Below are 15,405 nucleotides of genomic sequence, written 5' to 3'. Positions count from 1 at the left end.
GACGGGCGGCGAGCGGCGAGCGGCGGGCAGCGGGCAGCGGGCAGCGGGCAGCGGGCAGCGGGCAGCGGGCAGCGGGCAGCGGGCAGCGGGCAGCGCAGAATGGATCCGTGACCACCGAGCCCAGCACCCCCGAGCCCACCACCACCCCGGAGACGACCGACGCCCCCGAGCAGACCGTCACCGTCTACGGCGCGGACTGGTGCGGTGACTGCCGACGAACCAAGGCGCAGCTCGACCGCCTCGAGGTTCCGTACACCTACGTCGATCTCGTCGCGACGCCCGAGGCCGCCACCGACGCCCACCGCATCTCGGGCCGCACCAACATCCCGGTCGTCGTCTACCCCGACGGCAGCCACCAGGTCGAGCCGAGCAACCTCGAGGTCGCCGCCAAGCTGCACCTCTTCGGCCTGGCCTGACCGGGTCGGGTCACCTCGCCGCGGCGAGGTGACCGGCCCACCAGCCCGTCCCGCCAGCCGTCCTGGGAGTGCGAGCCCGCCGACCTGCTCGACCAGGTCAGCCCGGCTGTCTTCCCGCCGAGACGATCCAGCCCGGCCCGCTCAGTACTCCAGGCTGAGCCGCGGCGCCGCCAGCGGGGCGAAGGTCAGGTCCAGCCACGCAGCCGTCGCGTCGTCGGCCGTCAGGCGGCCGGCCGCGCGCAGCGTCCCCGCCCGCACCCCACCCAGCAGGATCGCCGACAGCTCCGCGACGCCGAGCCGGACCTCGGGGACGTCGCCCGCACTCGCATCGCGAGCACCGTCGACCACCCCGCCGTCGTCACCTGATCCGCTGTCCGCACCAGCGCCGTCGACCGCCACACCGTCGGCGTCGACGCCGGCAGCGGCGGCGAGCGTCACGGACGCGACGCCGTCGCCGTCCACCGCGAACCGCCACCGGCCGGCCGCGAGACCCAGCGGGTCGGCGACGTCGAGCACCACCTCGCCCGGCGCCCGGTACGTCCGGGAGGTGAGGCAGCGCGCGACGTCGAGCACCCGCAACCAGTGGTGGTCGCTCTCGGTGACCTCGGCGGCGCGCTGGTCGGCGATCATCCACCGCAGCGGCTCGTCGGCCGAGAGCAGCCCCGCCCGCACCGTGCCCACGAGGTCGTGCTCCAGCGCGAACCGCCACAGCGCCGCGTACGCGTCCACGCCGTCGGCCGCGAGCGTGTGCACCCGGAGGGTCGAGCGCGATCCCGGCGCGCTCTCGAGCGAGAACGTCAGCACCCCGCGCACGGCCCCGGACTCGTCCGTGTAGCGCACGCTGCGCCGCTTCCCGCCCTCCTTGACCGCCGGGCTCACGCCCGCCACGGCCCGCCAGTACGACGGCTGCGAGGCGACCTCGCCCGGCCGGCCGCGGCGCACGACGTCGTGCAGCGCCGTCAGGTCCGCGAGCGCCAGGTCGCGGTCGACCGGGTCCAGCCGGCCACCCGGGCGCGGTCCGATCCACCCGGCGCGAGCGGTGTCGATCACCCAGCGCGTCGCCGTCGCGACCGGCGCGAAGCCGTAGCGGCCGTAGATCGTCGCCTCCGACACGGTCAGGCCGGCGATCGGCAGCCCCGCCGACGCCGCCGAGCGCAGCTCCCCTCGAGCATCGCGCGGGCGATCCCCCGACGGCGGTGCGTGGCCGAGACCGTCACGGCGCTGATCGCCCACATCGGCAGGGTCCGGCCGACGTCGGTCGTCAGCTCGTCGACCCACGCGTCGATCGTCGCGACCGGTCGGAGCGGTTCGGGCGTCTCGGCGTCGAACACCCCGATCGGCCGCTGCTCGGTGTGGATCGTGCGCCACTCCGAGACCGCCTCGTCGGTCGACCGCTCGTCCAGGAAGCCGCGGTCGACGGCGTGGGAGTAGTGGTCGAAGTCCTCCCCGGCCACGTCGATGCGCCGGTAGGTGAGGCCGCGCTCGGCGAGCGCGCTGCGCGAGGTCTCGTCGAGCGGGAGCGAGGTGCTGAGCTCGCGCCGCCCCTGCGGCGTCGCGAGGTCGGGGCTCGTCGGGCGTGCGGTGTCGAGGTCGGCGGCGGGCACGGCGTCCGGGGTCGTCTCGGGGGAGGTCATGCTCGTCACGCTAGCGCGGGCCACCGACAGCGCGCCCGGGATTTCCTGCGCTATCGTCACGCATGCGCTCGCCCCGCACACCGCCCGCCGCACGACGCCGACGCCGCCCCCGCCGCGGCGCAACGGCCGCCGCGACCGGCGCGCTGGTCATCCTCCTCACCGCGTGCGGCGCGGGCGACCCCGACCCCGACGCGACCGAGCCGCCCGCCGCCGACACCACCGCCACCTCCCCCGCACTCCCGCCCACCACCGGCACCTTCGACTACCAGCTCGGCGACGCGTACGGCGAGGCGGGCGAGTTCGACGTCGTCGGCCGCGACGTCACGGCCGATCCGCTCCCGGACGCCTACAACGTCTGCTACGTCAACGGCTTCCAGACCCAGCCGGGCACGCTCGAGGACTGGCGGCGCGACGCCCCCGACGCGCTCCTGCGGGATGCCAGCGGCGCCGTCGTGACGGACCCGGACTGGCCGGACGAGGTGGTCCTCGACCCCTCGGACGAGCAGCGGCGCGCGGCGATCCTCGCCGTCGTCGGGCCGCAGGTGAGTGCGTGCGCCGAGCGCGGCTTCGACGCCGTCGAGCTCGACAACCTCGACACGTTCCTGCGGTTCGACGGCGTGGATGCGGACGGCGCCATGACCCTCGCCACCGCCTACGCGGACCTGGCGCACGGGGCGGGCCTCGCCGTCGGGCAGAAGAACGCGGCCGACGTCGGGGCGGACGCCCGCGAGGTCGCGGGCTTCGACTTCGCCGTCGTGGAGGAGTGCGCGCGCTACGACGAGTGCGGCGCCTACCGCGACGTCTACGGCGAGCACGTGCTCCAGATCGAGTACGACGACGGCGGCCCGGACCTCGCGGAGGTGTGCGACGCGCCGGACCGCGCCCCGCTGACGATCCTGCGCGACCGGCTGCTCGTGGGACCGGACGACCCGTCGTACGTGCGGGAGCAGTGCGACTGAGCCCGCGCACGGGGCGCTCGACTTCGTTGACGCCCGTCAGCGCCGCGTGGTCGCCTGGTGGGGTGACCTCCGCGATCGGCGACTACGCCCTCCTGGCCGACCTCCGCACCGGACCGCTCGTGTCCGCCGACGGCAGCATCGACTGGCTCTGCCTGCCCCGCTTCGACTCCGCCGCCGTGTTCACCGCGATGCTCGGCACGCCCGACGACGGCCGGTGGCGCATGGCGCCCGTGGACGGAACGCTCGTGGAGCGCGCGTACGAGCAGGACACGTTCGTGCTCCGCAGCGTCTGGGAGACCCCGACCGGGCGCGCCGTGATCACCGAGTTCATGCCGGTGGGCGACCGAGCCGACCTCGTGCGGATCGCCGAGTGCATCGAGGGGAGCGTGCGGATCGAGCACGACCTGCGGCTGCGGCCGGGGTACGGCGTCGCGAGCCCGTGGGTGCGGCGCGTGGGCGCGGCGGAGGTCGAGGGTCAGGAGGTCGAGGAGCAGGAGGGCGACGGCTACCTCCTCGCGATCGCCGGCCCCGACTCCTACGTGCTGCGCGGCCCCGCCCTCTCCCCCGACGACCACCGCCACACGACCGAGCACCCCCTGGCGACGGGCGAGCGCGCCGTCTGGGACCTCGCGTGGGCCCGCTCCTACCAGCCGGTCCCGCCGCCCCTCGACGTCGATCAGGCCCTCGCCGACACCCGCTCCTACTGGCGCGGCTGGAGCGACCAGGTCGAGGTGTCGGGTCCGTGGGCCGAGGCCGTGCGCCGCTCGCTCCTCGTGCTGCGCGCCCTCACCCACCGGGACACGGGCGGCATCGTCGCGGCCCCGACGGCGTCGCTCCCCGAGGACCCGGGCGGCGTGCGCAACTGGGACTACCGCTTCTGCTGGCTGCGCGACTCCGCCCTCACGCTCGAGGCGCTGCTCGCGCACGGCCGCACCGAGGTCGCCCAGCACTGGCGGGACTGGCTGCTGCGCGCCGTCGCCGGCGACCCCCAGGACCTGCAGATCATGTACGGCATCGCCGGGGAGCGGGAGCTGCCCGAGCGCGAGCTGGACCACCTCGCCGGCCACCTGGACTCGCGGCCCGTCCGCATCGGGAACGGCGCGGTGGACCAGTTCCAGGCCGACGTCGTGGGCGAGGTGATGATCGCGCTGGCGCAGCTGCGCGACGCCGGAGTAGCCGAGGACGACTTCTCGTGGCCGCTGCAGCGGCAGATGGTGGACTTCGCCGTCGACCGGATCGACGACAAGGACCAGGGCCTGTGGGAGATGCGCGGCGACCCGCACTTCTTCACCCACTCGCGCGTGATGATCTGGGCAGCGCTGGACCGGGGCGTGCGTGCGTGCGCCGAGCACGGGCTGGACGCACCGGTCGAGCGGTGGACGAAGGTGCGCGACGAGCTGCGCGAGGAGATCCTCGAGCGCGGCGTGAGCGCGGAGACCGGCGGGTTCACACAGACCTACGACAACACCGAGGTCGACGCGTCCCTGCTGCAGATCCCGCAGACCGGTTTCCTGCCCTACGACGACCCGCGCATGCTCGCCACGGTCGCGCAGATGGAGCGGGACCTCATGCAGGGCGACCTGCTCCTGCGCTACCGCACCGACGGCACCGACGGGCTGGAGGGCCACGAGCACCCGTTCCTCATCTGCTGCTTCTGGCTCGTGGAGCAGTACGCGCACAGCGGCCGACTCGAGGACGCGCGCACGCTCATGGACCGCCTCGTCGGCCTCACCACGGACCTCGGGCTCCTGGCGGAGGAGTACGACGTCGACGGGATGCGTCAGATGGGCAACTTCCCGCAGGCCTTCTCCCACCTCGGGCTGATCCGGGCCGCGGACGCGATCGAGGCCGCGCAGGCGGCGCTCGGGGACGGCGCGAGCGCGTCCGACGCGGGGCCGCTCGCGGACCGGACGCCCGCCGTCGGGCCCGCGCAGGACCCCGTGGCGAACCCGGCCGGCGCGGCCGCTGCTGCTGATGCGGAGGCCCTCGCGTGAGCGTCCGGACGCGGTCGGACCGCCCCGCCACCCTGGTGATCCTCGGCGCGTCCGGGGACCTCACCCGGCGGTTGCTGCTGCCGGGCATCGGATCGCTGCTCGCGCACGAGCCGGACCGGGACGTGCGCGTGATCGGCGCGGACCGGGACTCCCGGCCGGACGGCGACTTCGAGGCGGAGGTTCGCGCGGCCCTGACGGAGGGCGGCGCGGGGGCGACGTGCGTGGACCGGGTGGCGGGCTCGTCGTCGTACGTCTCGCTGGACGCGACCGACCACGGTGCGCTGACGGACCTGCTGCGCGCGGCGGCCGCGCCCGCGCCGGGGTCGGAGGCCGCGGAGCACGACGGCGAGCGGCGCGTCGTCCTGTACTTCGCGCTCCCGCCCGCGGTGACGGCGAAGGTGTGCGGGGCGCTGTGCGACGTCGACCTCCCCGCCGAGCTGCACCTGGCGATGGAGAAGCCGTTCGGGCAGGACGAGGACGGAGCGCGGGCGCTGAACGCGCTGGTCGCGCAGCTGGTGCCGGACGACCAGGTGCACCGCGTGGACCACTTCCTCGGCATGACCACGGTGCTGGACCTCATCGCGCTGCGCTTCGCCAACCGCATGTTCCAGGCGGTGTGGACCGGCGAGCACGTGGCCGGGATCGAGATCGCCTACGACGAGCAGATCGCGCTCGAGGGCCGCGCCGGGTACTACGACCACGCGGGTGCGCTGCGCGACATGATCCAGTCGCACCTGCTGCAGGTGATGGCCCTGGCGACCATGGAGCCGCCCGCGAGCATCACCGAGCGCGACCTGCGGGACGCGCAGGCGGCGGCGCTGCGCGCCACGCGGCTGTGGGGCGGGAGCGCGGTGGGTGCCTCGCGGCGTGCGCGGTACACGGCGGGTCGCGTGGAGGGGGTGGACGACGGCGGGCGTGCGGTCTCCCGGTCCGTCCCCTCGTACGTGGACGAGGACGGCGTGGACCCCGCGCGCGGGACGGAGACGCTCGCGCAGATCACGGTGGAGGTCGCGAACTCGCGCTGGGCCGGGGTGCCGATCACGCTGCGCTCGGGCAAGGCGCTCGGGGGCGCCAACAAGCACGTGGCCCTGACGTTCGCGCCGGTGCGGCACCTGCCGGGCGGGCTGACCGGCGCCGACCCGGAGGACCGGCTCGTGATCGGGCTGAACCCGGACACGATGGAGCTGCGCGTCACGACCAACTCGCTCGACGACCCGCTCGCGCTCGGGCAGAGCGTGCTGCGAGCGGACCTGCGGCGCGCCTCGTTGGCGCCGTACGGCGAGGTGCTGGCGGGGATCCTCGACGGCGACGGGATGCTGACCGTCCGCGGCGACGCGGCGGAGGAGTGCTGGCGGATCTGCGACGAGGTGCTCGCGGCGTGGGATGCCGACGAGGTGCCGATGGAGGAGTACCCGGCGGGGTCGGCGGTGCCGGAGGGGTGGGGCGCGGCGCTCGGATGAGGGGCCCGGGTGGTCCGGGTGTCAGGTGGTCCGGGTGCGGGTGGTCCGGATCCGGGTGGTCCGGGTCCGGGTGTTCCGGATCCGGGTGGTCCGGGTCTCGGGCGGTCCGGCCGCAGCGACACCGGGCCGCGACCGCGACTGTGACGCCCGGCATGGTTACGGTTCGCTATCCGTGCCCGCTGCAACACTGGATCCCGTATCCGTGCCCACCGCAACAGTCGATCTCGGGCGACCGGCGCCGACTGTCACGTTCTGCCCGGATAGCTCCCCTGACTGTCACGTCTCGCCCGGATAGCCACCGCTATCCGGACAGGACGTGCCACTCACGGCGCGACCGACCGCTCAACGTCATCGACTGCTGCGCTACGCGCGGTTAGCAGCCGCTAACCGCGGGCAGCGCAGCAGTCGATCAGCTATCCGCGACTAGCGCAGCAGTTGATCACCGCGGGTGCCCACGGGTCGCGTCTCCCGAGCGGCCGGAGGGGTGCGCGCGGCGCTCGGGTGCGGGTCGGCAGTCCGGCAGCATCGACTGTTGCGTCCTGCACGGTTGCCGACCGCTATCCGTGCAGGAGGTCACACCCGATCCGGTAACCGTGCCCACCGCAGCAGTCGATGAGGCAGTCCCCTCCGACCGCCGACCGCCGACCGCCGACCGCCGACCGCCGACCGCCGACCGCCGCGGGTAGCGTGACGTCATGTCGACCGACACCACCGTCCGCGTGGGCCAGAAGCTGTCGATCAAGGGCGTCACCGTCACCGTGACCACGACCGACGTCGAGAGCATCCCGAAGATCCGTGCGGCGCTCGCCGTCGTGGCGCAGCGCCGCGGAACCATCACCTACGGGCAGCTCAAGGTCGCCGCATCGCTGACGCACGCGGCCAATGGCCTGGGCCGCCTCCTCGACGTCGTCGGTGTCGACTGCCGTCTGCGCGGCGAACCCGACCTCGCCGCCCTCGTCGTCGCCGCCGGAACGCGCGAGGTCGGGACCGACTACGGCAGTGGGGCCCCGGCGGAGCGCGCGGCCGTCTACGCCCGGTGGGCCATCGATGATGCCGGTGCGGCCGACGCAGCCGCATCGGCAGCCGCCCGCGACACTTGAAGGGAGCGGTGGTCGCGCGGCGTACCCGCAGCACCCGGTACCCGTGACGATCGCGCGACCGTGCCGATGCGCCAACCCACCCGCACCCGCCGGCCGGTCCCACCGCCGAACCGCCCCGCTGAAGTCACCGTCGGACCCAACCCGGCGAACCACGTCGCACCAACCTCCCCACCCGGCACCGGCGCGCGCTACGCCGGGATCGACCTCGCGTGGTCGGCGCGGAACGTCAGCGGGATCGCCGTCGTCGACGGCGCGGGGCGGCTCCTCGACTCCGGCGCCGTCACCTCGGACGACGACGTCGCCGCGTGGCTCGCTCCGCACGCCGGGCACCTCGCCGTCGTCGCGCTCGACGCGCCGCTCGTCGTCGCCAACGCCACCGGGTCCCGCCCCGTCGAGCGCGAGCTCACCCGCGCGTTCCGCCACGTCGACGCCGGCACCTACCCGTCCAACCGCGCCAACCCGCTCTTCGACCCGCCCCGCGCACTCACCCTCGCGCAGCGGTTCGGGTGGCGGCCGACGGCGCAGCGCCCGCAACCCGCCCCTCTCGAGCCCACCGGTCCCGGCTCGCTCGAGCGGTCCCGCGGGACGGGTACCGACGCCCCCGCGCCGACGACCGACCCGGGCCTCGCGGTCGCCGTCGAGACCTATCCGCACCCGGCGATGGTCGCCCTCTTCGGCCTCGACCGCGTCATCCCCTACAAGCCGCGCCCGAGCCGCACCCTCGCCGACCGCCTCGTCGCGCTCGACACCCTCATGACCCACCTCGAGGCCGTCGCAGCCCTCGCCCTTCCCGGGCACGACCGGTGGACCGCCCTGCGCGAGGCGCACGCGCGGGCGACCCGCGCCGTCGACCTCAAGCGTCTCGAGGACGAGCTCGACGGGATCTTCTGCGCCCACGTCGCCTGGCTGTGGGGCACGGGGTCGACGGCGCTGGTCGCCTGGGGCGACGACGTCGAGGGCTTCATCGTCGCGCCGCCCGGACCAGTCGCGCCGGGATCGCTCGACTCGCCACCCGAACCTGCCGCACCGCCCGGTCGACCCACCTGACCGCCGCCCCCGCTAGCTCTTCAGCACCCCGTCCAGCACGCCCAGCAGATCCTCGAGGACCGCGAGGCTGCCGCTGGAGCCCTCGACGCCGAGGGTCAGCCACTCGTCCCGCGCCACCACGACCTGCCCCTTGGGGACGGCGTCGCGCACGCGCCGATCGAGCGCCGCGAGCGCCGGCATCCGGAGCGCCGCCGCTCGTGATCCGCCCGCCACGCCGTCGGCCACACCATCGACGAGGCCACCGCCCCCGTCCACCCGCAGCGCCACCCACACCAGGTGGTACGTGGAGGTGCGGTCCGAGCCGGTGCGGACCTCCCGCCGCCGCGCCCCCATCAGCAGTGTCCGCCCGCGCACGACACCGGCGAGCACGTCCGCGTGCGTCCCCTCCTCCGCCCGCACGGCCGCGGGCAGTGCCGCCGCCAGCGCCTCGGGCGGCACGACGAGCGACAGCGCGAGACCGTTGTCGTCCGCGAACGCCGCGGCCTGCGTGTGCCGTCGCCAGCGCGAGGCCACGACCGCCGCGGTCACGGCGAACGCCACCCCACCTCCCAGGAGCCCCATCGCCGCGGCGGACCCCAGCGCGAACAGCACGAACACCGGCTCGCGCTCCACGACGGCGCCGATCAGCCCGATCAGGAGCACCAGGCCCGCGAACGCCCCGCTCACCCAGTACGTCATCCGGCGCGGCTCGTCCCGCCCGGACCCGACCGCCTCGCGACCCGCGTCGCCGTACGCGCCCGCCGCCGCCTCGCCCCGCACGCGCGCGACCTCCTCCCGCGCGGGCCGACGGCGCAGCGCGTCGAATCGGAGCGTCCGCGCCAGCGGTGCGTCGAGGTGACCGGTCGGTGCCGTCGCACGCCCGTCCTCACGAGGCCCGCTCACGATCGCGCGTCCTCGATCGGCCCCGCCCCGGCCGGCCCCTCCGCGAGCAGCTCGAGCGCGACGTCGAGCCCAGCCACCAGAGTCGCAAACGTCGAGAGGTCGTCGCGATGGCTCTCGCGGCCGAGCAGGAGCCAGCCGTCGGCCAGCCACAGCCGGACCGGGTGGCGGCCGGCCTCCTGCTCGCACCAGGAGCGCAGCCCGATCCAGCGCGGGTCGGCCTCGAAGAGCGGGGTGGCGACCTCGCCGTCGAGCGCCCGGAGACCGGCCCAGTGCAGGTGGTAGGTGGTCGTGTCGTCGCCGCGCTTCACGTCGGTCGTGCGCGTCCCCGCCAGCAGCTGGTACCCACCGATGCGTGCACTCATCACGTCGGCGTGCACCGCGTCGCGCGTGATGCCGTGCTCCTTGGGGCGTCGCCGGATCGCCCGCGGCACCGTCTCCGTGTGCGCGAACAGCCGCAGGTGCATCCCCGCCGCGCGCGCGAACGTCGCGAACCGCGCGTGCCGGCGCCACCGTCGCCGGCGGGCGGCCGCCGCACCCCAGGCCGCGAGCGCCGCACCGACCGCCGTGAGAACGGCGCTGATGCCGAGGCCGAGGAGGGCGTCGTCGCCGTCGCCCTGCACCACGGACACGAGGACCGCGATCAGGAACACGCCCCCGATCACGGTCGCGGCCAGGAGGGCCGCCGCCCGCGGCGAGATCGTCCGCTGCGTGACGGCGCGCTTCCAGCCGCGCCCGTGGCGACCCGCGGCGGCGTCGCGCAGAAGTGTCTCGACCTCCGCGCGGGTCGGGCGACGGCGCAGCTCGGACAGCGGGAGCGTCGCGGTCAGCGGGGTGTCGAGGTGGTGGGTGCCGACGCCGTCGACCTCACTCGCGAGGTCATCGGCGCGGCCGTCCGTCCGTTCGTCCATGCTCATCGCTCCCGCTCCCTGCTCTCCACCGCCGCGAGCGCGACGTCCGTCCCGGACACGAGGTCGGCCAGCACCCCGAGGTCGCCGAACGGGCTGTCGACGCCGAGCGCGATCCACTCGTCGTCGACCACCAGGTGCACCGGCCGCGGGCGTGCGTCCGCCGCGCACCACCGCTCGAGCGCGCTCAGGTCCTGGACGTCGACCGCGACCCCCGGTTCCTCCTCGGCCCGCCGCCGCAGCGCGACCCAGACGTGGTCCACCTGCTGCGTCCGCGTGTTCACCATCTGGTGCCCCGATCGCAGCCCGACCATCAGCAGGTGACCGCGCACACGGCCCGACAGCACGTCACCCTGCTGGATCGTGTAGTCGACCAGCCGGTCGTCGGCGCGCACCACCGCGGGCAGCACCTCCGGGTGCGGCGCGAGCCGCAGCCGGAGGCCGGAGAGCTTGGCGACGTCCGCCAGCCGGGCGCGGCGGCGCCACCGCCGGCGCACCCCGGCCGCGACGGCGGGATAGGTCAGGGCGCCCGCGACGAGCCCCAGACCGAGCGTCAGCGCCACGTTGACGAGGACGGCGTCACCGCCGTCGCGCACCGCCAGGACGACCGTGAGCACCGCGGGGATCGCGGCGACGGCGACCGCCACGCCGAGCGCGATCGTCTGCGGGGCAGCCTCCCGCCGCTCGTCTCCCAGCGGTCCGCCGCGGCCGTAGCGCCCGGCGAACGCGGCGTCACGCACCTGCGCGATGCGCCGCCGCGTCGGGACGACCGTGAGGGGCGCGAGGTCCAGCGCGGCGACGAGCGGGGTGTCGAGCTGCGCCTCGTCCGGCGCGAAGGGGGCGCCCGGGGCGTCCTCCAGCTCGGCCGGGGTCGGCGCCGGCCGCACCCACGGTCGGGAGATCCCCCGCGACCCGCGCGGTCAGCCACCGAGACGCGCCCCGTACCGCGCGGCGTCGGCGAGCACGACGTCGACCCCCTCGAGCAGGCGCACCAGCGCGGCCGGCGGACCCGACGGCGTCTCCTCCCCGACCACGAGCCACTCGCCGTCGAAGGACCACTCGATCGCGGGCACGTCCGAGGTGGCGTCGCGCTGCTGCGCGAGCCACGCCTGGAACGCCGCGCCGCTCGCGATCTCCGCGCCCGGGTGCGGACCGAGCCGGACCGCCGCCCACACGAGGGTGGGTCGCGTCCGGGTGTGCCCGCGGTAGACCCACATCCGACGGCGCCCCGCCACGAGCTCCCGCCCCCGGCGACCGCGGTCACGACGTCGGTGTGGTCAGTCATGCGCCAGGAGGCGCCGTCGCGGCGCCGCACCTCCGGCGGCACCTCGTCCTCCCCGACGGCCAGGTGGTGCGGCATCCCGTTCTCGCGCGCGAACCGCGCGATGCGCGCGTGGCTGCGCCACAGGCGGTGCCGCAGCAGCGCCGCGACCAGGGTCGCGATCCCGCCGACGAGCAGGAGGATGAACGTCGAGACGGCGGTGCCCACGAGCGCGTCGGAGTACTCGCCCTCGATGAGGTTCATGACCACGACGAAGAAGAAGATCGCGGCGACGGCGCCACCCACGATCGCGCCGACGTTGCCGGGCGAGCGGCGGCCCCGCTCGATCGACCGGCGCCAGACCTCGCCGTGCCGCCCCGCCACCGCCTCGTGGCGCAGCCGCGTGACGTCACGCACGCGCGGCCGACGGCGGAGCGCGTCCAGGCGCAGCGTGCGGGCCAGCGGGGTGTCGAGCTGGGGCGGGACGACGGCGGGACTCTCGACGGCGGACCCGGCGTCGGGCGGCACCGCGGCGTCGCGCACGGCACGGTCCTGCGTCACGGGGGCTCCACTCCTCGGGGATGGACCCGCGACCAGCGGGCTCACCCCACGCTAACGTCCGGCGCGCGGGCGCGGGCGATCAGGCGAACGGGCGATCAGACGACCGGGCGATCAGGCCTCGACATCGGCGGCCGTCGCGGTGGTCGCCGCCGTGCGCCGCGTGCTGAACACCCGCGCGAGCACGAGCGCCGCGACCCCCGCGATCGGCACCACCAGCAGCCCGACCCGGAGCGACGTCGCGTCGGCCACGAGCCCCACGATCGGCGGCGAGACGAGGAAGCCCAGCCGCATGAGCCACGAGACGATCGTGACGCCGGTCCCGGTGCGCAGCCCGGGCAGCTCGTCGGCCTCGTGCATCGCGGCCGGGACGAGCGTGGCGACGCCGAGCCCCGCCGTCGCGAACCCGACGATCGTGCCGGGCACGCTCGGGAACGCGAGCGCCAGCCCCATCCCGAGCGCGGCGAGACCGCCGCCCACGCGCGCGACGGCGCGCTGGCCGAACCGGTCGACCAGCCGGTCGCCGCACGCGCGACCGACGAACTGCGCACCCACGAGCGCGATGAACCCCGTGGCCGCGAGCGCCTCCGGGGCGCCCAGCCCGCCGAGGTACACCGCCGCCCAGGACGAGCCGGCGTCCTCCACGAGCGTCCCCGCGGTCGCCACGACGACGAGCGCGAGCAGGATGAGCGCCGTCCGGCCACCGATCCGCGCCCGCACCCGGGACGTGGTGGCGGGCGCGTCGGCGAGTTCGGCATCCCGCTCCGTGTCCGGACCGGGGAGGCAGAAGCGCAGGGCGACGATCGCCGTCGCCGAGAGCAGGACGCCGCTGATGCTCAGGTGCACGCCGCGCGGCACGTCCAGCGCGATCGCGGCCGCGGCCATCGCGCCGCCCGTCACGGCGCCGATCGACCACAGCGCGTGGAAGGAGTTGATGATCGAGCGGCCGTAGCGGCGCTGCACGCGCAGTCCGTGGGTGTTCTGCGCGACGTCGGTGATCGCGTCCGCGCTCCCGGCGAACAGCAGCGCGGCACCGAACGCGAGCGCCGAGGGCGACCACCCCACCGCGACCACGCCCACGGCCGTGATGACCGTCCCGATCACCGCCGCGCGCGCGGACCCGAGGCGTCGGATCACGACGGCGGCGCCCAGCCCCGCGAGGATCGCGCCCGTCGGGAAGGCCGCGATCGCGAGCCCGTAGGCGGCGTTGCTCAGACCGAGCTCGGCCTTGATGCTCGGGAAGCGGGGGACGACGTTCGCGAAGAGCGCGCCGTTGGTGAGGAAGAGGGCGGCGACGGCGAGGCGCGCGCGGCGGGCGACGGCGTCGGGGGTCGCGCGGGCGGAGGTGCCGGGTGACACGGGCGCGGGAGGGGTGCTCACGAGGGGTCAGCGTAGACGGTTGGCGTACAAACGTACACACGTCGGCGGACGCTGGTCCTCGGCCCGGTCGCGGCACGCCCGTGGCCCGATCCCGGCGCGGTTCGGACGACGCCGTCGCGCACCTACGCTTGCCCCGTGCGTTCGCTGTCCCTCGCCCGCCGGCTGGCCGCCCACGCCGTCGGCAAGCCCCCCGTCTCCCCCACCGGGCGCCGCGCCGCGCCCGCCGCCCGGGACCCGCAGGCGGTCCGCGACACCCTCGAGCTCGCCGCCCGCCTGGGTGAGTCGATGCTGTCGCTCGGCGCCTCCGCCTCCGACGTGTTCGGGACGGTGCGCGACGTGTGCCGGTCCTTCGACGTCCGCTGCGAGATCGACCTGACCTTCACCTCGATCCTCATCGCCGACGACTCCACGGGCACGAGCGTGCTGCGCGTGGTCCACGACCAGGCCACGGACTACGGGCGGCTCGCGCTCGTCGTCGACCTCACGCGCTCGATCATCGGCGCCCCGTCGCTGCGCGGGCTCTCGTTCGAGGACTGGTCGGCCGCGGCGCGCGAGAGGCTCGTCGCCAGCCACGCGACCCTCGACCGGATCGTCGCCTCGCCGCACTCCTACCGCCGGATGCTCGTCACGCTGTCGCTGTCGCTGATGGCCGCGGGGGTCGGGGTGCTGCTGGGCGGCGGACTGCTCGTCGCCCTCGTGGCCGGCGTCACGACCCTCCTGATCGACGGCGCGCTGCGACTCCTGACGCGCTGGCAGCTGCCGCCGTTCTTCCTGCAGATCGTGGGCGCCGCGCTCGCGACCGGCGTCGCCGTCCTGCTCCTGACCACGATCCCGGGGCTGCCGGTCGAGTTCGCCCAGCTGCCGCCCTCGCTCGTGGTGGCCTCCAACATCGTGGTGCTGCTGGCCGGGATGTCGCTGGTCGGTGCGGCCGACGACGCGATCAACGGCTTCCCGATCACGGCGAGCGGCAAGCTCTTCCAGGTGGTGCTGCTGACCCTCGGCATCGTGGTCGGGATCGGTGGCGTGCTCGACGTCGCGCGGCGCGCCGGCGTGAGCCTGACCCTCATCGACCTGCCGCCCAACCCGTGGCCCGTCTGGGTGCTCGCGCTGACCTCGGTCGCGATCTCGGGGGCGTGGGCGACGGCGTCGTACGCCCGACCGCGCGCGGCGCTGGTCGCGGCGCTCGCCGGGGGTGGCACGTACCTCGCCTTCGTGCTGCTGACCCGGCTCGGGCTCGGCGTGGCGATGGCGAGCGCCGGGGCCGCGCTCGTGCTCGGTTTCGTCGGCGACTCGCTCGCGCGGCGGCTGCGCGTGCCCGCCCTCGTGACCACGGTCTGCGGCATCGTGCCGCTGCTGCCCGGTCTCACGATCTACCGCGGGATGCTCGACCTCGTGTCCGAGGACGGCGGCGACACCGGCCTCGGGATGCTCCTGCAGGCCGGGATGATCGGCCTCGGTCTCGCCGCCGGCGTCACGCTCGGTGAGGTGCTGGCGCAGCGGCTGCGCGGCCTCAAGCCGCGCCACCCCCTGCGGCGGGTCCGCAACGTCACGCCGTCCGATCCCGTGCCGGCGCCGGACGAGATGGTCCTGACGCTCCCGGACGAGCTCGAGCCCGCGGTCGACGGCGGTACGGACCTCGAGGGGACCGCCGCCCCGGAGCGCACCGGCATCCCGGCAGCCACGAGCCGCTCGACCGACGGCGGGCCGACCGAGGCCGCCGACGGCGAGCCCGCGCGGGGCTGATCCCGCCGGGCCGTCAGGGGAGGGTCGGGCGGCGGTGTCGGCCTCGCCGTCGACGTCGGGGTAGGT

15 protein-coding genes are annotated in these 15,405 nt (G+C 75.4%); 8 read left to right on the top strand and 7 right to left on the bottom strand.

What is annotated here, in order from left to right; genetic code table 11:
- The first annotated feature begins 107 nt into the window (after nucleotides 1-107).
- The gene (locus QQK22_RS15815; RefSeq protein ID WP_284251930.1) at nucleotides 108-416 is read left to right on the top strand and encodes a glutaredoxin family protein; all 309 of its coding nucleotides are present in this window, start codon (nucleotides 108-110) and stop codon (nucleotides 414-416) included.
- Between the two features lie 141 nt (nucleotides 417-557).
- Here the strand turns inward: QQK22_RS15815 and QQK22_RS15810 are convergent, their stop codons facing one another.
- Nucleotides 558-1,529, bottom strand: coding sequence for a sterol carrier protein domain-containing protein (locus QQK22_RS15810; protein WP_284251928.1), 972 nt, complete (start codon nucleotides 1,527-1,529; stop codon nucleotides 558-560).
- A 2-nt stretch (nucleotides 1,530-1,531) separates the two neighbouring features.
- Entirely contained in the window at nucleotides 1,532-2,050 is a 519-nt protein-coding gene (locus QQK22_RS15805; protein ID WP_284251926.1) for a GNAT family N-acetyltransferase, read from the bottom strand.
- A gap of 62 nt (nucleotides 2,051-2,112) precedes the next feature.
- On the opposite strand from QQK22_RS15805, the gene QQK22_RS15800 reads away from it, so the two are divergent.
- The 5 genes from QQK22_RS15800 (at nucleotide 2,113) to QQK22_RS15780 (ending at nucleotide 8,610) form a co-directional block, all read left to right on the top strand.
- On the top strand, nucleotides 2,113-3,009 hold the full coding sequence (locus QQK22_RS15800) for an endo alpha-1,4 polygalactosaminidase (RefSeq protein WP_284251924.1): 897 nt from the start codon (nucleotides 2,113-2,115) through the stop codon (nucleotides 3,007-3,009).
- On the top strand, nucleotides 3,000-5,003 hold the full coding sequence (locus tag QQK22_RS15795) for a glycoside hydrolase family 15 protein (RefSeq protein WP_431310170.1): 2,004 nt from the start codon (nucleotides 3,000-3,002) through the stop codon (nucleotides 5,001-5,003). The genes QQK22_RS15800 and QQK22_RS15795 overlap by 10 nt, the downstream gene beginning before the upstream one ends.
- Complete coding sequence (locus QQK22_RS15790; protein ID WP_284251921.1) at nucleotides 5,000-6,463, top strand: glucose-6-phosphate dehydrogenase; 1,464 nt, start codon at nucleotides 5,000-5,002, stop codon at nucleotides 6,461-6,463. The genes QQK22_RS15795 and QQK22_RS15790 overlap by 4 nt, the downstream gene beginning before the upstream one ends.
- Nucleotides 6,464-7,158: 695 nt before the next feature.
- A complete protein-coding gene (locus QQK22_RS15785) occupies nucleotides 7,159-7,563 on the top strand; it encodes a hypothetical protein (RefSeq protein ID WP_284251919.1) in 405 nt (134 codons plus the stop codon).
- Nucleotides 7,564-7,629: 66 nt separating this feature from the next.
- The gene (locus QQK22_RS15780) at nucleotides 7,630-8,610 is read left to right on the top strand and encodes a DUF429 domain-containing protein (protein WP_284251917.1); all 981 of its coding nucleotides are present in this window, start codon (nucleotides 7,630-7,632) and stop codon (nucleotides 8,608-8,610) included.
- Nucleotides 8,611-8,622: 12 nt separating this feature from the next.
- On the opposite strand, the gene QQK22_RS15775 is transcribed toward QQK22_RS15780, so the two are convergent.
- Genes QQK22_RS15775 through QQK22_RS15760 form a run of 4 tightly spaced genes read right to left on the bottom strand, consistent with a single transcriptional unit; the run spans nucleotide 8,623 to nucleotide 11,614 of the window.
- Nucleotides 8,623-9,492 (bottom strand): hypothetical protein, encoded by an 870-nt coding sequence (locus tag QQK22_RS15775; protein WP_284251915.1) that lies wholly within the window; start codon nucleotides 9,490-9,492, stop codon nucleotides 8,623-8,625.
- Nucleotides 9,489-10,406 (bottom strand): hypothetical protein, encoded by a 918-nt coding sequence (locus tag QQK22_RS15770; RefSeq protein WP_284251913.1) that lies wholly within the window; start codon nucleotides 10,404-10,406, stop codon nucleotides 9,489-9,491. The genes QQK22_RS15775 and QQK22_RS15770 overlap by 4 nt, the downstream gene beginning before the upstream one ends.
- Entirely contained in the window at nucleotides 10,403-11,284 is an 882-nt protein-coding gene (locus QQK22_RS15765) for a hypothetical protein (protein WP_284251911.1), read from the bottom strand. The genes QQK22_RS15770 and QQK22_RS15765 overlap by 4 nt, the downstream gene beginning before the upstream one ends.
- 33 nt (nucleotides 11,285-11,317) lie before the next feature.
- Complete coding sequence (locus QQK22_RS15760) at nucleotides 11,318-11,614, bottom strand: hypothetical protein (RefSeq protein ID WP_284251909.1); 297 nt, start codon at nucleotides 11,612-11,614, stop codon at nucleotides 11,318-11,320.
- A gap of 66 nt (nucleotides 11,615-11,680) precedes the next feature.
- On the opposite strand from QQK22_RS15760, the gene QQK22_RS15755 reads away from it, so the two are divergent.
- Nucleotides 11,681-12,274 carry a hypothetical protein gene (locus QQK22_RS15755; RefSeq protein ID WP_284251907.1) on the top strand — a complete coding sequence of 198 codons (594 nt, stop codon included), beginning with the start codon at nucleotides 11,681-11,683 and terminating at the stop codon, nucleotides 12,272-12,274.
- A gap of 56 nt (nucleotides 12,275-12,330) precedes the next feature.
- On the opposite strand, the gene QQK22_RS15750 is transcribed toward QQK22_RS15755, so the two are convergent.
- Nucleotides 12,331-13,596, bottom strand: coding sequence for an MFS transporter (locus QQK22_RS15750; protein WP_431310169.1), 1,266 nt, complete (start codon nucleotides 13,594-13,596; stop codon nucleotides 12,331-12,333).
- A gap of 135 nt (nucleotides 13,597-13,731) precedes the next feature.
- Between QQK22_RS15750 and QQK22_RS15745 the strand changes: the two genes are divergently transcribed.
- Entirely contained in the window at nucleotides 13,732-15,339 is a 1,608-nt protein-coding gene (locus tag QQK22_RS15745; RefSeq protein WP_284251905.1) for a threonine/serine exporter family protein, read from the top strand.
- Nucleotides 15,340-15,405 lie beyond the last annotated feature (66 nt).

Source organism: Litorihabitans aurantiacus (genome assembly GCF_030161595.1).
GTDB lineage: Bacteria > Actinomycetota > Actinomycetes > Actinomycetales > Beutenbergiaceae > Litorihabitans > Litorihabitans aurantiacus.
The sequence above is the reverse complement of the archived record's forward strand: the minus strand, read 5'-3'. Positions and strand labels throughout refer to the sequence as shown.

Bases quoted from the DNA above. Each gene is read 5' to 3' on its own strand.
- QQK22_RS15760 (WP_284251909.1), bottom strand. From the start codon at position 11,614: ATGTGGGTCTACCGCGGGCACACCCGGACGCGACCCACCCTCGTGTGG.
- QQK22_RS15770 (WP_284251913.1), bottom strand. From the start codon at position 10,406: ATGAGCATGGACGAACGGACGGACGGCCGCGCCGATGACCTCGCGAGT.
- QQK22_RS15780 (WP_284251917.1), top strand. From the start codon at position 7,630: ATGCGCCAACCCACCCGCACCCGCCGGCCGGTCCCACCGCCGAACCGC.
- QQK22_RS15755 (WP_284251907.1), top strand. From the start codon at position 11,681: ATGCGCCAGGAGGCGCCGTCGCGGCGCCGCACCTCCGGCGGCACCTCG.
- QQK22_RS15785 (WP_284251919.1), top strand. From the start codon at position 7,159: ATGTCGACCGACACCACCGTCCGCGTGGGCCAGAAGCTGTCGATCAAG.
- QQK22_RS15805 (WP_284251926.1), bottom strand. From the start codon at position 2,050: ATGACCTCCCCCGAGACGACCCCGGACGCCGTGCCCGCCGCCGACCTC.
- QQK22_RS15800 (WP_284251924.1), top strand. From the start codon at position 2,113: ATGCGCTCGCCCCGCACACCGCCCGCCGCACGACGCCGACGCCGCCCC.